Origin of the sequence: Mumia spirodelae, from assembly GCF_050632745.1 — a bacterium.
Lineage (GTDB): Bacteria > Actinomycetota > Actinomycetes > Propionibacteriales > Nocardioidaceae > Mumia.
On record NZ_JBODSD010000002.1, the window covers coordinates 532,115 to 547,336 of the forward strand.

At 72.2% G+C, this 15,222-nt stretch carries 12 protein-coding genes; 6 read left to right on the forward strand and 6 right to left on the reverse strand.

The window, feature by feature from the left end:
- Window positions 1-23: 23 nt before the first annotated feature.
- From purH to ACQSSQ_RS12120, 3 genes are read right to left on the reverse strand one after another with little or no spacing between them, the layout of a single operon-like run.
- Window positions 24-1,598, reverse strand: a complete 1,575-nt coding sequence (gene purH / locus ACQSSQ_RS12110; protein ID WP_431327332.1) for a bifunctional phosphoribosylaminoimidazolecarboxamide formyltransferase/IMP cyclohydrolase — start codon at window positions 1,596-1,598, stop codon at window positions 24-26.
- Window positions 1,595-2,182: a phosphoribosylglycinamide formyltransferase gene (gene purN / locus ACQSSQ_RS12115; RefSeq protein ID WP_431327995.1), complete on the reverse strand. Its 588-nt coding sequence runs from the start codon at window positions 2,180-2,182 to the stop codon at window positions 1,595-1,597. The genes purH and purN overlap by 4 nt, the downstream gene beginning before the upstream one ends.
- A 19-nt stretch (window positions 2,183-2,201) precedes the next feature.
- On the reverse strand, window positions 2,202-3,464 hold the full coding sequence (locus tag ACQSSQ_RS12120) for a cell division protein PerM (protein ID WP_431327333.1): 1,263 nt from the start codon (window positions 3,462-3,464) through the stop codon (window positions 2,202-2,204).
- 116 nt (window positions 3,465-3,580) lie between these two features.
- Here ACQSSQ_RS12120 and ACQSSQ_RS12125 point away from each other — a divergent pair, with 116 nt between their 5' ends.
- Window positions 3,581-5,458, forward strand: a complete 1,878-nt coding sequence (locus ACQSSQ_RS12125) for a hypothetical protein (protein ID WP_431327334.1) — start codon at window positions 3,581-3,583, stop codon at window positions 5,456-5,458.
- A 134-nt stretch (window positions 5,459-5,592) separates the two neighbouring features.
- Here the strand turns inward: ACQSSQ_RS12125 and sucD are convergent, their stop codons facing one another.
- Together sucD and sucC are read right to left on the reverse strand one after the other, a co-directional pair.
- Complete coding sequence (gene sucD / locus ACQSSQ_RS12130) at window positions 5,593-6,486, reverse strand: succinate--CoA ligase subunit alpha (protein ID WP_431327335.1); 894 nt, start codon at window positions 6,484-6,486, stop codon at window positions 5,593-5,595.
- Window positions 6,487-6,500: 14 nt separating this feature from the next.
- Window positions 6,501-7,664: an ADP-forming succinate--CoA ligase subunit beta gene (sucC, locus tag ACQSSQ_RS12135; protein WP_431327336.1), complete on the reverse strand. Its 1,164-nt coding sequence runs from the start codon at window positions 7,662-7,664 to the stop codon at window positions 6,501-6,503.
- Between the two features lie 105 nt (window positions 7,665-7,769).
- Between sucC and ACQSSQ_RS12140 the strand changes: the two genes are divergently transcribed.
- Together ACQSSQ_RS12140 and ACQSSQ_RS12145 are read left to right on the forward strand one after the other, a co-directional pair.
- Window positions 7,770-8,723, forward strand: a complete 954-nt coding sequence (locus ACQSSQ_RS12140; RefSeq protein ID WP_431327337.1) for an alpha/beta fold hydrolase — start codon at window positions 7,770-7,772, stop codon at window positions 8,721-8,723.
- A gap of 166 nt (window positions 8,724-8,889) precedes the next feature.
- The gene (locus tag ACQSSQ_RS12145; protein WP_431327338.1) at window positions 8,890-10,218 is read left to right on the forward strand and encodes a M23 family metallopeptidase; all 1,329 of its coding nucleotides are present in this window, start codon (window positions 8,890-8,892) and stop codon (window positions 10,216-10,218) included.
- Between the two features lie 211 nt (window positions 10,219-10,429).
- Here the strand turns inward: ACQSSQ_RS12145 and pcrA are convergent, their stop codons facing one another.
- A complete protein-coding gene (gene pcrA, locus ACQSSQ_RS12150; protein WP_431327339.1) occupies window positions 10,430-12,832 on the reverse strand; it encodes a DNA helicase PcrA in 2,403 nt (800 codons plus the stop codon).
- Between the two features lie 130 nt (window positions 12,833-12,962).
- Here pcrA and ACQSSQ_RS12155 point away from each other — a divergent pair, with 130 nt between their 5' ends.
- From ACQSSQ_RS12155 to ACQSSQ_RS12165, 3 genes are all read left to right on the forward strand, one after another.
- The gene (locus tag ACQSSQ_RS12155; protein ID WP_431327340.1) at window positions 12,963-13,322 is read left to right on the forward strand and encodes a GntR family transcriptional regulator; all 360 of its coding nucleotides are present in this window, start codon (window positions 12,963-12,965) and stop codon (window positions 13,320-13,322) included.
- A 115-nt stretch (window positions 13,323-13,437) separates the two neighbouring features.
- Window positions 13,438-14,403, forward strand: coding sequence for an ATP-binding cassette domain-containing protein (locus ACQSSQ_RS12160; RefSeq protein ID WP_431327341.1), 966 nt, complete (start codon window positions 13,438-13,440; stop codon window positions 14,401-14,403).
- Window positions 14,403-15,203 (forward strand): ABC transporter permease, encoded by an 801-nt coding sequence (locus ACQSSQ_RS12165; protein WP_431327342.1) that lies wholly within the window; start codon window positions 14,403-14,405, stop codon window positions 15,201-15,203. The genes ACQSSQ_RS12160 and ACQSSQ_RS12165 overlap by 1 nt, the downstream gene beginning before the upstream one ends.
- The last annotated feature ends 19 nt before the right edge of the window (window positions 15,204-15,222 follow it).

A 15,222-nucleotide genomic window follows, 5' to 3' on the forward strand; every position in this document is an offset into this window, starting at 1 on the left:
GGGTCCTGATGTCGGGTTGTGCGTCAGTGGAAGAAGTGCCGCGACCCCGTGACGTACATCGTCACGCCGGCCGCGTTCGCCGCCGCAATGACCTCCTCGTCGCGGACGGACCCGCCCGGCTGCACGACGGCCTTGGCGCCGCCGTCGATCAGCACCTGCAGGCCGTCGGCGAAGGGGAAGAACGCGTCCGACGCCGCCACGGAGCCCCGCGCCCGCTCCTCGCCGGCCCGCTCCACGGCGAGCTTGCAGGAGTCGACGCGGTTGACCTGCCCCATCCCGACACCGACGGCGGCGCGGTCCTTCGCGAGCAGGATCGCGTTGGACTTCACGGTGCGGCACGCCTTCCAGGCGAAGGCGAGGTCCGCGAGCGTCGCCTCGTCGGCAGGCTCGCCCGCGACGAGCGTCCAGGTCGACGGGTCGTCGCCCGGCGCGTCGACGTGGTCGCGGGCCTGCATCAGCGCGCCGCCGGAGATGAGCCGCAGCTCGATGCGCTGCGGGTGCTCGTCGAGCGGCGCGACGAGGATGCGGATGTTCTTCTTGCGCGTCAGCACCTCGACCGCACGCGGCTCGAACTCCGGAGCCACGATGACCTCGGTGAACACCTCTGCGACCTTCTCCGCCATCGCGACGGTGACCGGGCGGTTGGCCGCGATCACTCCCCCGTAGGCCGACAGCGGGTCGGTCGCGTGCGCCTTGGTGTAGGCGTCGAGGATGTCGTCGCCGACCGCGATGCCGCACGGGTTGGCGTGCTTGATGATCGCGACCGCCGGCTCGTCGAAGTCGTTCGCGGCCCGGCGCGCCGCGTCGGCGTCGACGTAGTTGTTGTACGACATCTCCTTGCCGTGCAGCTGCGTCGCGTTGGCGATGCCCGCCCGGTCGCCGTGGTAGAGCGCCGCGGCCTGGTGCGGGTTCTCCCCGTAGCGCAGCACCGTCGAGAGGCCCCAGTCGCCCCCGATCCACGCGGGGAACTGCTGCGCGGACTGCGGCGCGTAGACGCTCTCGAACCACGAGGCGACCGCGATGTCGTACGACGCGGTGTGCGTGAACGCCTCGGCGGCGAGGCGCTTGCGCTGCGCAAGCGTGAAGCCGCCGCCGCGGACGGCCTCGAGCAGCGTCTCGTAGCGCCGCGGGTCGACCACGACCGCCACGGACGGGTGGTTCTTGGCGGCCGCCCGCACCATCGACGGTCCGCCGATGTCGATCTGCTCGACCACGTCGTCCGGCGCGGCACCGGAGGCCACCGTCTGGCGGAACGGGTAGAGGTTGACGACGACCAGGTCGAACGGCTCGATCTCGAGCTCGGTCAGCTGCTCGACGTGGCTGTCGAGCCGGAGGTCGGCGAGGATCCCAGCGTGCACGCGCGGGTGGAGCGTCTTGACGCGCCCGTCGAGCGTCTCGGGGAAGCCGGTGAGCTCCTCGACCTTCGTCACGGGCACGCCCGCATCGGCGATGCGCTCGGCGGTGGAGCCGGTGGAGACGATCGCGACGCCCTCGGCGTGCAGGCCGTTCGCCAGTGCCTCGAGCCCCGTCTTGTCGTAGACCGAGATCAGGGCCCGCTTGATCGGGCGGCGGTCCTCGCCCAGGGTGGCCTCGCTCATCCGATGGTGACCTTTCTTCCGGCGATGGTCCACCCTCCGCGGACCATCGCTCCGACGGCGTCGACGAGCTGACGACGCTCTGCTTCCTTGATGCGCTCGGTGAGCGTGTCCTCGCTGTCGTCGTCGAGCACGGGGACGGCGACCTGGGCGATGATCGGCCCGGTGTCGACGCCGTCGTCGACGAAGAACAGCGTCGCCCCGGCGACCTTCACCCCGTACGCGAGGGCGTCGCGCGGGCCGTGGATCCCCACGAAGCTCGGCAGGAGCGAGTTGTGGGTGTTGACGTAGCGGTCGGCGAACGCGGCCAGGAACTCCGCGCCGACCAGCTTGAGGAACCCGGCCGAGACGACCAGGTCCGGTTCGTACGACGCCACGCTCGCGGTCAGCGCGGCGTCCCACCCGGCCCGGTCCTCGTGGTCACGGACCCGGTGCACGAACGTCGCCGCACCGGCACGCTCGGCGCGCGCCAGCCCCTCGATCCCGTCCCGGTCGGCGCCAACCGCGACGACCTCGGCCCCGTACGCCGGGTCGGCGCAGGCGTCGAGGAGCGACTGGAGGTTGCTGCCGGACCCGGAGACCAGCACGACCAGCCGCGCGGGGCGGTCAGTCGGCGGGGGTGGAGTCCGGCGTGTCTGGGCCCGCGGTGGCGGCGGCGTCGTCGTCTGCTCCACGGCGACCACGATAGTGCGCCACCGCGCCCCCGACCGCGCCGCCCACGGCGAGGACGACGATCGCGAGCGGGACGGCGAGTCCCACGTCAGGGCCGCTGTGACCCAGCCGGCCGGGCCCGATCGCCCCTCCCGACAGCAGGAGGCCGACCGCGACGGCGGATCCCGCCAGGGCTCCGGAGCCGCCTCCCGCGGTGACGGCCGTCCTGAGGTCGGGCACCGACGTCCGGCCCGACCGGGGGGTGACGGCGGCGTACCCGGCGATCGCTCCCGCGACCAGCGGCACCGCGGCGAGGGCGATCAGCCATCCCGGCCGCGGACCCGTCGGCGGCAACGCAGCCAGCACAGGCAGACCCGGCACGGCGCCCAGCGTGCTCGAGGTCAACGTGACCGAGGTGCCCGCACCCACGGCGTACCCCGGGCCGAGGAGGGCGGCGACGTTCCACAGGACGAGGTTCGGCAGGACGAGGAGGCACAGGAGCAGCAGGCCGAGGCCGCCGAGCAGGTCCGGCCGCAGCCCGTCCCAGAGGGCGCCGGCCGCGTCGAGGCGGACGACGAGACCGCCGAGGACGAGCAGGGCCGCCGTGACGACCAGCACCGCGGCTCCGATCAGCGCCCCCTGGAGCGCGGAGCGCCCCAGCGGCGGGAGCGCCTCGTACTGGCGTCGTGCGAACCCCGTCCCCTGGGCGCAGCCGGTCGCCCCGAAGAGCGTGCCCACGACCAGACCGGCGATCGCGGCGCGCCACGGCTCGACGTGCACCGCCGCCAGCGTCGACCACCAGGCGACGAGGGCCAGGATCCCCGCGTACGCCGCCCCGCAGGCCGCAGCCGCGCTCGCCACCTCGCGCGCCGAGTCCGCGACGCCGTAGCCGGCGGCCAGCCGCGCCACCGCCCCGTGCAGCAGCCCCACGACCAGGGCGAGCAGCCCCAGCGGCAGGGCGTTGATGACGGTGTTCCCCACCGCGACGCCGCTGCCGTGCGCCGCCAGCCACCCGATCGCGCCACCGCGCAACGCACCTCCTGCGGTGCCCGTGTCGGCCGACAGCCACACGACGACGGTGAGCCCGCCGCACAGCAGCAGCCCGACCGCCGCGGCGAGCACGGCACCGGTCGCCCCGGCCGCCCAGCCGGGCCTCCCGTCCGCGCCGGGGCGCCCTCGGGAGGTGAGCGAAGGAGAAGGCCTCAGAGTCTGGATCATCATCACCATCGTCCCTGTAGCCTGGGTCGCCGGGACGGAGGCACGCCGCGCGCGCCGCCAGGGGGACCGCCCGACAGACCGAGCACCGTACCCCCGACCGTAGGGAGATCCGAGTCATGCCGAAGGTGGAAGAGTTCGACACCTTCTACGACTCCACCAGCCGGTACGTGACGCACCTCACGTACGCCGAGAGCGGAGACCGCGCCCTCACCCAGGAAGCGGTCACCGAGGCGTACGAGAAGGCGTGGCAGGGCTGGGGCAAGCAGCGTTCCCGTGACCCGCTCGCGTTCGTCCGCGGCGAGGCGTTCCGCCACGCCCGGCTGGCCCGGGGCACCCGGCCGTGGCGCCGGCGGCACGAGGACGACAGCGACCTGGCGCTCATCGAGGCGCTGCAGGACCTCCCGAGCCGCACGCGGCGCCTGATCATCCTCCAGACCCTCGGCGAGCTCGACCTGTCGTCCGCGGCGCGTGACCTGGCCATCACCGACGCGGAGGCGGTCACCGAGACGCAGCAGGCCGTCACCGCCCTCGAGCAGGCCCTCGGTCAGAGCATCGGGCAGGTCGAGAGCCGGCTCCTCGGTCTCTCGGAGATCTCCGAGCGCATCACGCTCCCCCGCCCGAGCGCGATCCGCGCCAAGGCGCGCAAGCGCAGCCGACGCCGTACGCTCGGCGCCGTCGCCGCGGCCACTGCCGCCGTCGTCGCTGCCGGGCTGGCGGTCGCGCCGGCCTCGCCGATGAGCCAGGCCCAGGCGCAGGAGCGCAACCGCGTCGGCGAGCGGCCCGTCGAGGCCGCCCGCCCCGGCGACGCGGTCACCGCGCGGTCGCTCCTCAACGCCACCGAGGTCGGCCGGATCAACCCGGCCCGCGACTGGACCACCGTCACCACCTCCGCCGACGAGCCGAGCGGCGACGAGGAGAAGGAGGCGGCCACCGCCGACACCGCCGCTGCGGAGAGCGCGCGCGCCTCCGAGGGCGACCCGCTGACCTCCTGCGCGCCGCGACGCTTCGCGACCAGCAACCCGGTCAAGACCTACGTGCGCGAGTTCGAGGCGTACGGGCAGCCCGAGCAGGCGGTCCACGTCCTCGAGGTCGCGCACGACGCCACGGCGGCGCAGCAGGCCTTCAAGCGCCGGCTGCAGTGGTACGCCGACTGCGCCGTGCCGCGCGTCCAGATCACCTCCGGCACCGCCACGATCGACGGCGCGGCGTCCCCGGTCACGATCGTGCGGCTGCGCGAGCTCACCTCGCCGACCCGCACGCTCACGATCGGCCTGATGCAGACCGGCGTGGTCAACACGATGCTCGTGCACCGCACGGACGGCACTGCCGCGCCGTCCGTCGTCGCGTTCGGCCAGACCCTCGTCGACGGCATGCGGCTCGCCTGTGCTTCGTCGGGCGGCCCCTGCACGACCTCGACGAAGGTCGTCGGCGCCCCGCTGCCCCGGACCTCGTCCAACCCCGGCTTCCTCGCCGCCGCCGACCTCCCCCCGGTCGGGGCGCAGACGCAGCCCTGGGCGGGCACCGAGCCGAAGGCTCCCAGCGACAACCCCGCCGCCACCATGTGCGACCGGGCCAACTTCCTCACGCGTGGCGTCGCGAAGGCGCGCGGGCGCCTGTACGTCGTGCCCAACGACAAGGCGGCGCCGCGGACGTTCGGCATCGGGCAGTCCATCGCCACGTTCCGTACCCCGGCGCAGGCGCGCACGTTCGTCCGCGGCCTCGAGAAGCGGATCGCGAAGTGCGAGGACCGCAACCAGGCGGCCACGGTGGTCGCCGGGAAGGCGGTCCGGGGAGCGGGCTACAGCGGCAAGACGTGGCGGATGTCCTTCGAGACCGGCCGCAAGTCGGTGATCAGCTACCGCCTCGCGCTGGTCGTGCGCGGTGCCACGGTCACCGAGGTCGCGCAGTCCGGGACGAAGCGCGCGGACCTCAGCTCCGCGCAGTTCGTGCAGGTCGCCGACCGCGCCGGTCAGCGCCTCGCGTACTGGCGCTGACCCCCTCCGACCCCGGGCGGTGAGCCTGGTCCCACCGCAGGCCTCCGGGGCGCGAGCCCGTACGGCGCCGACCCCGCACACGCAGAGGCGCCCCGACCGGCGAGCGGTCGGGGCGCCTCGTACGAGGTCCTGCGTCAGAGACCCTTGAGGATCTCGCGCATGAGCTCGGCGGTCTCGGACGGCGTCTTGCCGACCTTGACGCCGGCGGCCTCGAGGGCCTCCTTCTTGGCCTCGGCCGTGCCGGACGAGCCGGACACGATCGCGCCCGCGTGGCCCATCGTCTTGCCCTCCGGGGCGGTGAAGCCCGCGACGTAGCCGACGACCGGCTTGGTGACGTTGGCCTTGATGTAGGCCGCGGCCCGCTCCTCGGCGTCGCCGCCGATCTCGCCGATCATGACGATCGCCTTGGTCTCGGGGTCGTTCTCGAACGCCTCGAGCGCGTCGATGTGGGTCGTGCCGATGACCGGGTCGCCGCCGATGCCGATGGCGGTCGAGAAGCCGTAGTCCGACAGCTCGTACATCATCTGGTAGGTCAGCGTGCCCGACTTCGACACGAGACCGATCGGGCCCTTGCCCGCGATGGTGTGCGGCGTGATGCCGGCGAGCGACTCCTCCGGCGTGATGATGCCGGGGCAGTTCGGGCCGATCATGCGGGTCTGCTTGCCCTGCAGGTACGACCAGACCTCGGCCGTGTCCTGGACCGGCACACCCTCGGTGATGACGACGAGCAGGCCGATGCCGGCGTCGATCGCCTCGACGCAGGCGTCCTTGGTGAAGGCCGGCGGCACGAAGACGACCGACACGTCGGCGCCGGTCTCGGCCATCGCCTCCTTGACGGTGCCGAACACGGGCAGCTCGACGTCCGCGCCGTCCTTCTTGTGCGTCACCGTGGTGCCGGCCTTGCGGGCGTTGACGCCGCCGACGATGTTGGAGCCGGCGTCGAGCATCAGGGCGGTGTGCTTGGCACCCATCCCGCCGGTGATGCCCTGGACGATGATCTTGGAGTCCTTGTTCAGGTAGATGGACATGTCCTCGTCCCCTCTCAGGCGTTCGCCAGCTCGGCGGCCTTGTCGGCCGCGCCGTCCATGGTGTCGACGAGGGTGACCAGCGGGTGGTTGCGCTCGTTCAAGATCTGCCGGCCGAGCTCGACGTTGTTGCCGTCGAGGCGGACCACGAGCGGCTTGGTCGCCGCGTCGCCGAGCAGGTCGAGAGCGCCCACGATGCCGTTGGCGACCTCGTCGCACGCCGTGATGCCGCCGAAGACGTTGACGAAGACCGCCTTGACGTCGGGATCGCCGAGGATCACGTCGAGGCCGTTCGCCATCACCTGGGCGTTGGCGCCGCCACCGATGTCGAGGAAGTTGGCGGGCTTGACGCCGCCGTGGGCCTCGCCGGCGTACGCGACGACGTCGAGGGTCGACATCACGAGACCTGCACCGTTGCCGATGATGCCGACCTGGCCCTCGAGCTTGACGTAGTTGAGGTCGAGCTCCTTGGCCTTCGCCTCGAGCGGGTTCTCCGCGCTCTTGTCGACGAACGCCTCGTGCTCGGGGTGACGGAAGTCGGCGTTGTCGTCCAGCGACACCTTGCCGTCGAGGGCCTCGAGCTGGTCCCCGGCGAGACGGGCGAGCGGGTTGACCTCGACGAGGGTGGCGTCCTCCTCGACGAAGACCTTCCACAGCGCCTGGATCATCGTGACGGCCTGCTCGAAGACGGGCTCCGGGAAGGCGGCCTCGGTCGCGATCTCACGAGCCTTCGCCTCGTCGACGCCGGTGCCCGGGTCGATCGGGATCTGCTTGACGGCATCGGGGTTGGTCTTGGCGACCTCCTCGATCTCGACGCCGCCCTCGACCGAGGCGATGCACAGGTACTGGCGGTTCGCGCGGTCGAGCAGGAACGAGAAGTAGTACTCGTCCTCGATGCTGGCAGCGGGAGCGATCAGGACCCGGTTGACCGTGAGTCCCTTGATCTCCATCCCGAGGATGTCCGCGGCACGGTCACGAGCCTCGGCCGGGGTCGGGGCGAACTTGACGCCGCCCGCCTTGCCACGGCCGCCGGCCTTGACCTGGGCCTTGACGACGACTGCGCCACCCAGGTCTTCGGCGCCCTGCTGCGCCTCTTCGGGGGTGTTCGCCACGACGCCGAGCGTCACGGGAACCCCGTGCTTGGCGAAGAGCTCCTTCGCCTGGTACTCCATCAGATCCACGGTGATGCCGTCCTTTGGTACAGGTACGCTGCCGTACAACCTTTTGGACTGTAGTCCCGTGATCCTGGTCACAGCCTCACGGGGTGCACGGACTACCATCCGCGCATGACCGACGTCGACAGCCCGTCCTTCCCTGCGCTCGCGTTCAGTGTGCCTTCTTCCGGCGTGACTCTCGCGGCCAACCGGAGCGGGGACCCCGACGGGCCGACGGTCGTGCTGGTCCACGGCTATCCCGACGACCACCACGTGTGGGACCGCGTCGTACCCCTCCTCGACGACCACGACGTCGTCACCTACGACGTCCGCGGCACCGGCGGCTCGTCCGCTCCTCGCGACCGCGCCGGCTACCGGGTGGAGCGACTCGTCGACGACCTCGTCGCCGTGCTCGACGCGGTCCGTCCCGACGGCGGCCCGGTCCACCTGGTCGGCCACGACTGGGGATCGGTGCAGCTGTGGGCGGCGGTCTTCGCCGCCGGCGACGATCCCCGCCTGAAGGGCCGGGTGGCGTCGTACGTCTCCATCAGCGGGCCGGACCTGCGTCTGTACGGCGCCTACCTGCGGACCGCCCTCCGCGAGCGGCGCTGGAGGCAGCTCGCCGACCAGCTCACCAAGTCGTGGTACATCCTCGCGTTCCAGCTGCCCCTCGTCCCCGAGCTGGTCATCCGCCGGGCGACGACTCGCGTACGGCGGACGCTGACGCGGTCGCAGGGCCTGACCGACCACCACTGGTCGGGGGACTTCGCGCGCAACGCGGCGAACGGCCTCAACCTGTACCGCGCGAACGCGTTCCGCTCGGCGTCCGCGCCACTCCCCTCGCGCACGGAGGTCCCGGTGACGCTCGTCGTCCCCACGAAGGACGACTTCCTCTCCCCTTCTCTGTACGACGGGCTGTCACGCCACGCCCCGCACCACACGCGGCACGAGCTGGACGCCGGCCACTGGGTGCCCTGGACACGTCCGGACGAGGTGGCCGCGGCGGTGCGCGCGACGGTGTCGGCGACCGCCGTCGGGCCGTCCCGGGCGGCTCGTGAAGAGGGCCCCCGCATGTCCTCGGAGTGAGACACAGGTCACGGAACGGTGGTCGTCTCCTGCAATCGCGGCGATCCGACCACCGTCCTTGACCATCTGCCCAAGATGCTGGACAGTGGTCCAGTTGTCACTCTTCGGTAACGGGGGCGCTTCCGCTAGGGTCGACAGCTGACACCCGAACCTGGAGGTTGAGTCCGTGACGTCGCGCCCCGCGCCCAAGCGCCGCGCCGAGAAGCCCAAGAGGGGCATCTCGCGATCCACGGACTCCCCCACCGCCAACGTCTCCGCCAGCACGAGCGGGCGCCGAGTAGCAGGCCGTACGGCCTCCCCGGCCGGTGAAGCGACACGCTCCCCGCAGGTCACCCCGACACCGATGCCGGCCTCTCCCGCAGAGACGACCCTGATCCGCACCGAGATCACCGCGGTCCACACGGAGGTCCCGGCGCATACGGAGGTCAGCCCCCCGCTGACCGCCCTTCCCCAGGCGGCGACCCCGGTCGGGTTCACCGCCTCGCACGACCCGCACAAGCCCTCGGCCCCGTCCGAGTCCTCGGCCCCCGGCCGCCGCTCGCGTCGCGCGGAGCCGGCCGCAGAGAGCGCCCCTCGTGAGAGCGCCCCGCCGGTCTCCACCACCTCCTCGTCCTACCGCGGCAAGCGCGCCGCGGAGCTCCCCCCGATCCCCGCCGAGGCGACGGCGACGATCGACGCGGTCTCGGAGCACACCACCATCACCGAGCGCCGCTCCGGCGAGCTGCGGGCGTCGCGTCGCGCGACACCGCCCGGCTCGCGCTCCTCGCGCACCCGCACGCGTGATCGCCGCTTCGGCCTCCCGACGCCGGCCGTCATCGGTGCGGCCGCCCTCGTGGTCGCGGGCTTCGGCGCCGTCGCGATGTCGTCGGCGAAGCCGCCCGTCATGGAGACCGCCGACTTCAAGGCGCTCTCCGCCGATGCGAGCGGCACCGGCGGCGCGGCGGCGAAGCGCTACGACCCCAACAACGTCGACGTGACCCGTGACTTCGACCGCGCCCTGATCGCGAAGCAGGCCGAGCAGCAGGCCGCGCAGCTCAGCTCCGCGCTCGCGCAGCTCGCCGACAAGACCGAGGCGCGCTCGAAGGAGATCAAGAAGAACCAGTGGGTCCTCCCGCTGACGGGCTACCGCCTGACCGCGCGCTTCGGCCAGTCGAGCTCGCTGTGGTCCACGGTCCACACCGGTCTCGACTTCGCCGCCCCGTCGGGCACGCCGCTGGTCGCGATCGCCCGCGGCACGATCACGAGCACCGGCTACGACGGCGCGTACGGCAACAAGACCGTGCTCACGCTCGAGGACGGCACGGAGATCTGGTACTGCCACCAGTCCTCCATCAAGGCCAGCGTCGGGGACTCGGTCGAGCCCGGCACGCTGATCGGCTACGTCGGCTCGACCGGCAACGTCACCGGCCCGCACCTCCACCTCGAGGTGCGTCCGACCCCGGACACGCCGGTCGACCCACTGACCGCGCTGCGCGAGCACAACGTCAACCCCTGACCCCGCGAGCCACTCTCGGCGCACCCGCGAGCCATGTTGCGCGCACTCCCGAGCCACCGTTCGCTGTTCCTGGCCTCTGGTGGCCGCGGTTTCCCACAAGAGCGAGCTGCTAGGGCCGGCGTGAACCTGCTCGTACGACCTCACGAGCGTCGGACGGGACCGCTTAGCGACGTCACCCACGAGCGCCAGACGGCGGCCCGCGGGCGAGGAGTCAGAGCTTCTCGACGGGCGCGTAGCGCAGCAGCAGCCGCTTGACGCCCTCGGACCCGAAGTCGACCGACGCCACGGCCCGGTCGCCGGCGCCCTCGACGGCCACGACGGTGCCGAGACCGAAGGTGTCGTGCGAGACGCGGTCGCCCGGCGAGAGGCTCGGGACGTCGCGCTTGGTCTTGCTCGCCTTGTCGGCCGTCGCCGACCGCAGCGGAGCCGCCGCCGTCCGGCGCGGCAGGTAGCCACCCGACCACGTCGTCGTGTCGGCCTGGGTGCGCTTCCAGTCGACCAGCGCGTCCGGGATCTCGTCGAGGAACCGCGACGGCGGGTTGTGCGACGGCGCGCCCCACGCGGAGCGGACCAGGGCCCGCGTGACGTAGAGACGCTGCTCGGCACGCGTCAGGCCCACGTAGGCGATCCGGCGCTCCTCCTCGAGCTCCTTGGGGTCGCCCATCGACCGCATGTGCGGGAACACCGACTCCTCGAGCCCGGTGAGGAACACGACCGGGAACTCGAGGCCCTTGGCGGTGTGCAGCGTCATCAGCGTGACCATGCCGTCGCCGGAGTCGGGGATGGAGTCGGCGTCGGCCACGAGCGAGACACGCTCGAGGAAGGCCGCGACCGACCCCGGCTCGAGCACGTCGTCCTCGGTGTCGACGGCGTCGGCCGCGAGCGTCGCGGCGTCGGAGACGAACTCGCGGGCGACGGCGACGAGCTCGGAGAGGTTCTCCACCCGGGCCTCGTCCTGCGGGTCGGTGCTGTTCTCGAGCTCGTCGAGGTATCCCGAGCGCGCGAGCGTCGCCTCAATGACGACGTCCACGGGCTCGCCGGAGGCCGCCATCTCCTGCAGGCCGGTGATGGTCTCCACGAAGCCCGCGATCTGCTTGAGCGACCGGGTGGCGATGCCGGGCGCCTCCTCGGCCCGCTGGAGCGCCTCCCAGAACGTGATGCGGAGCCGGTCGGCGTACGCCCCGACGACGGCCTCGGCCCGGTCGCCGATGCCGCGCTTGGGCGTGTTGAGGATACGTCGCAGGGAGACGGAGTCGGCCGGGTTGACCAGCACGCGGAGGTACGCGATGGCGTCCTTGATCTCCTTGCGCTCGTAGAAGCGCACCCCGCCGACGACGCGGTAGGGCAGGCCGACGCGGATGAACACCTCCTCGAACACACGTGACTGCGCGTTGGTCCGGTAGAAGACGGCGACGTCGCTCGGCTTGGCGAGACCCTCGTCGGTGAGCCGGTCAACCTCGTCGGCGACGTACTGGGCCTCGGCGTGCTCGTCGTCGGCGACGTAGCCGACGATCGCCTCGCCCTTGCCCTGTGCCGACCAGAGGTTCTTCTTCTTGCGGCCCTCGTTGCGCGAGATGACGGCGTTGGCCGCGTCGAGGATCGACTGCGTCGAGCGGTAGTTCTGCTCGAGCAGGATCGTCGTCGCGGTCGGGAAGTCGGCCTCGAACTCGAGGATGTTGCGGATGTTGGCGCCCCGGAACGCGTAGATCGACTGGTCCGAGTCGCCCACCACGAGAAGGTCGGAGTCGGGCTCGGTGCACAGCTCGCGGATGAGGACGTACTGGGCGTGGTTGGTGTCCTGGTACTCGTCGACGAGGACGTGACGGAACCGGCGGCGGTAGACGTCGGCGACGTCCGGGAAGGCCTGGAACAGGTGGACCGTCGTCATGATCAGGTCGTCGAAGTCCATGGCGTTGGAGGCGCGCAGGCGCTCCTGGTAGGCCGAGTAGGCCGACGCGTACGCCCGCTCGGTGTCGTTGTGCGCCTTGGACGCCGCCTGCTCGTGGTCCACGAGCTCGTTCTTGAGGTTGGAGACCCAGTTGAGCACTCCGCGCGGCGGGAACCGCTTGGGGTCGAGCTCGAGGTCGCGGCAGACCTGCGTCATCAGCCGCTTGGAGTCGGCGGCGTCGTAGATCGTGAAGGTGGACGAGTAGCCGAAGCGCTGCGCCTCCTTGCGGAGGATGCGCACGCACGCCGAGTGGAACGTCGACACCCACATCAGGCGCGCCCGCCCGCCGACGAGGTCCGCGACGCGCTCCCTCATCTCCGCCGCCGCCTTGTTGGTGAAGGTGATGGCGAGGATCGAGCCGGGGTGGACGCGGTGCTGCGAGATCATCCAGGCGATGCGCCGGGTGAGCACGCGGGTCTTGCCCGAGCCGGCGCCGGCGACGACCAGGAGCGGGCCGCCGGTGTGCGTGACGGCCGCGCGCTGCGGCTCGTTGAGCCCCTCGAGGAGCCGCTCGGCCTGCGCGGCGCGTCGCGCCTCGATCTCCTCGTCGCTGGGGCGGTCGTGACCGCCGCCACCGGGCTCGCCGAGCGCGGAGGCGGCGCGGGCGTCGCCGGGGCGGGAGCTGCCCGGCAGGCGGTCTGAGGGCACGGGGAACGAGAGGCTCATCGTGCTTCCCAGCCTACGGGTCGCGGCGGACAACCTCGCCCCCGACGTACCGGGACAACCCGGCCCGAACGTCACCAGCCGCGACCTACCCTTGACGTGGGGGCCGACCCCGAAGCAAGGAGGCGCCGACGTGCGCATCGTCATCGATCCCGACGCGAGCGAACCCCCGTACGAACAGGTACGGCGGCAGATCGCGTCGCAGGCCGCCGACGGCGTCCTGGGCCCGGGCACCCGCATCCCGACGGTGCGTGCGCTCGCCGAGGATCTGGGCCTCGCGGTGAACACCGTCGCCAAGGCCTACCGTGCCCTGGAGACCGAGGGCGTCGTGGAGACGCTCGGGCGCCGCGGCACGTTCATCCGCTCCTCGGTGCTCACCGAGGACGTGGCCCGCGCTGCCGGCGACGCGGCGGACGCGTACGTCGGCGAGCTGCGCCGTCTCGGGCTGGCGCGCACCGAGGCCGTACGCCTCGTCGAGGACCGCTGGCCGTGAGGCCCGCCAGGCCTGACCGTACGAGGCAGGCCTGACAGCCGCCGCTGTCAGCGGGCCGACGCCGCGGTGCGTGCGCTGACAGCGGCGCGACAGCGCTCCCGCCGACGGTAGGAGCATGAACGATGTGATCTTCGCCGAAGGGCTCACCAAGCGCTTCGGAGACACCCAGGCTCTCGCCGGCGTCGACCTCGCCGTGCCGGCCGGGACGGTGCTGGGCGTCCTCGGCCCCAACGGCGCCGGCAAGACGACCGCCGTCCGCATCCTCGCGACGCTCCTGCAGGCCGACGGCGGTCACGCCACGGTCGCCGGGTACGACGTGGCCCGCCAGCCCGACGAGGTGCGCCGCGCGATCGGCCTCACCGGCCAGTACGCCGCGGTCGACGAGCAGCTCACCGGCCGCGAGAACCTCGTGCTCGTCGCGCGGCTGCTCGACCTCTCCCGGCGGGACGCCGCGCGCCGCGCGGACGAGCTGCTGGAGCAGTTCGGGCTGACCGAGGCCGCCGACCGCCGTGCGCGGACGTACTCCGGCGGCATGCGCCGACGCCTCGACCTTGCGGCCAGCCTCGTCGGTCGGCCCCAGGTCATCTTCCTCGACGAGCCGACCACCGGCCTGGACCCGAGCAAGCGCGACGACATGTGGGCGGTGGTGCGCGAGCTGACCGACGCCGGGACGACCGTCCTCCTGACCACCCAGTACCTCGAGGAGGCCGACGCCCTCGCCGACCGGATCACCGTGATCGACCACGGTCGCGTCATCGCCGAGGGCACCCCGCACGAGCTCAAGTCCCTCGTCGGTGGCCGCAGCCTGCAGGTCCGTCCGAGCGACCCGCGCGACCTCGGCGACGTCGCCGCGCTGCTCACCGGCATCGCCGGCCGCCCGGCCGACCAGCCGACGAAGGGCACCGTCGCCGTCCCGGTCGACGACGACCGCGTCCTCAGCACGGTCGTCCGCGACCTCGACGCGCGCGGCATCGCCGTCGCCGAGCTCGCGCTCGCCCTGCCCGACCTCGACGAGGTGTTCTTCGCCCTCACCGGCAAGACCACCTCCTCCCCCGCCACTCCCGAGAAGGAGCTCGTCTGATGTCCGCCGCGACCCTCGTCCCCACGCGCGGGGACGCCGCACCTCTCCCGCTGGTCCGGCACGCCCTCGTGCTGGCCGGCCGGTCGGTGAAGAAGATGATCCGCACCCCCGAGCAGTTCATCGACGTGACGCTGCAGCCGATCCTGTTCATCGTCACGTTCGTGTACCTGTTCGGTGGGGCGATCTCCGGCTCCACCCACGACTACCTGCAGTTCGTCCTGCCGGGTCTGATGGCGCAGACCGTGCTGTTCAGCACGATCGCGATCGGCGTGAACCTCAACACCGACATCAAGGAGGGCGTGTTCGACCGGTTCAGGTCGTTGCCCATCCCCCGCTCGGCACCCCTGGTCGGCGCGGTCGCCGCTGAGGGGATCCGCTACACGACCTCGATCGTGGTGACCCTCGGCTTCGGGTACGTCATCGGGTTCCGGGCGAGCACCAACCTGTGGTCGGTCGTCGCCGGCTGCCTGCTCGTGCTCCTGGTGGCGTGGGCGCTCTGCTGGATCGCGGTCTTCCTCGGCATGGTGCTGCGCGAGTCGGGTTCGGTGCAGGGCATCGGCTTCCTGGCGCTGTTCCCGCTGACGTTCGGGTCGAGCATGTTCGTCGACCCCGACACGATGCCCGGCTGGCTCCAGGGCTGGGTCAACATCAACCCGGTCACGCACCTGACCGACGCGGTCCGGGGCCTCTTCACCGGCGGTGTCCAGACCGCGGACGTGGCCGTCACGCTCGGCATGGCCGGCGCGATCATCGCGGTGTTCGCCCCGCTGGCGGTGCGGGCGTACCGCCGCAAGGCCTGACGTCTGGCTCGCACCCGGG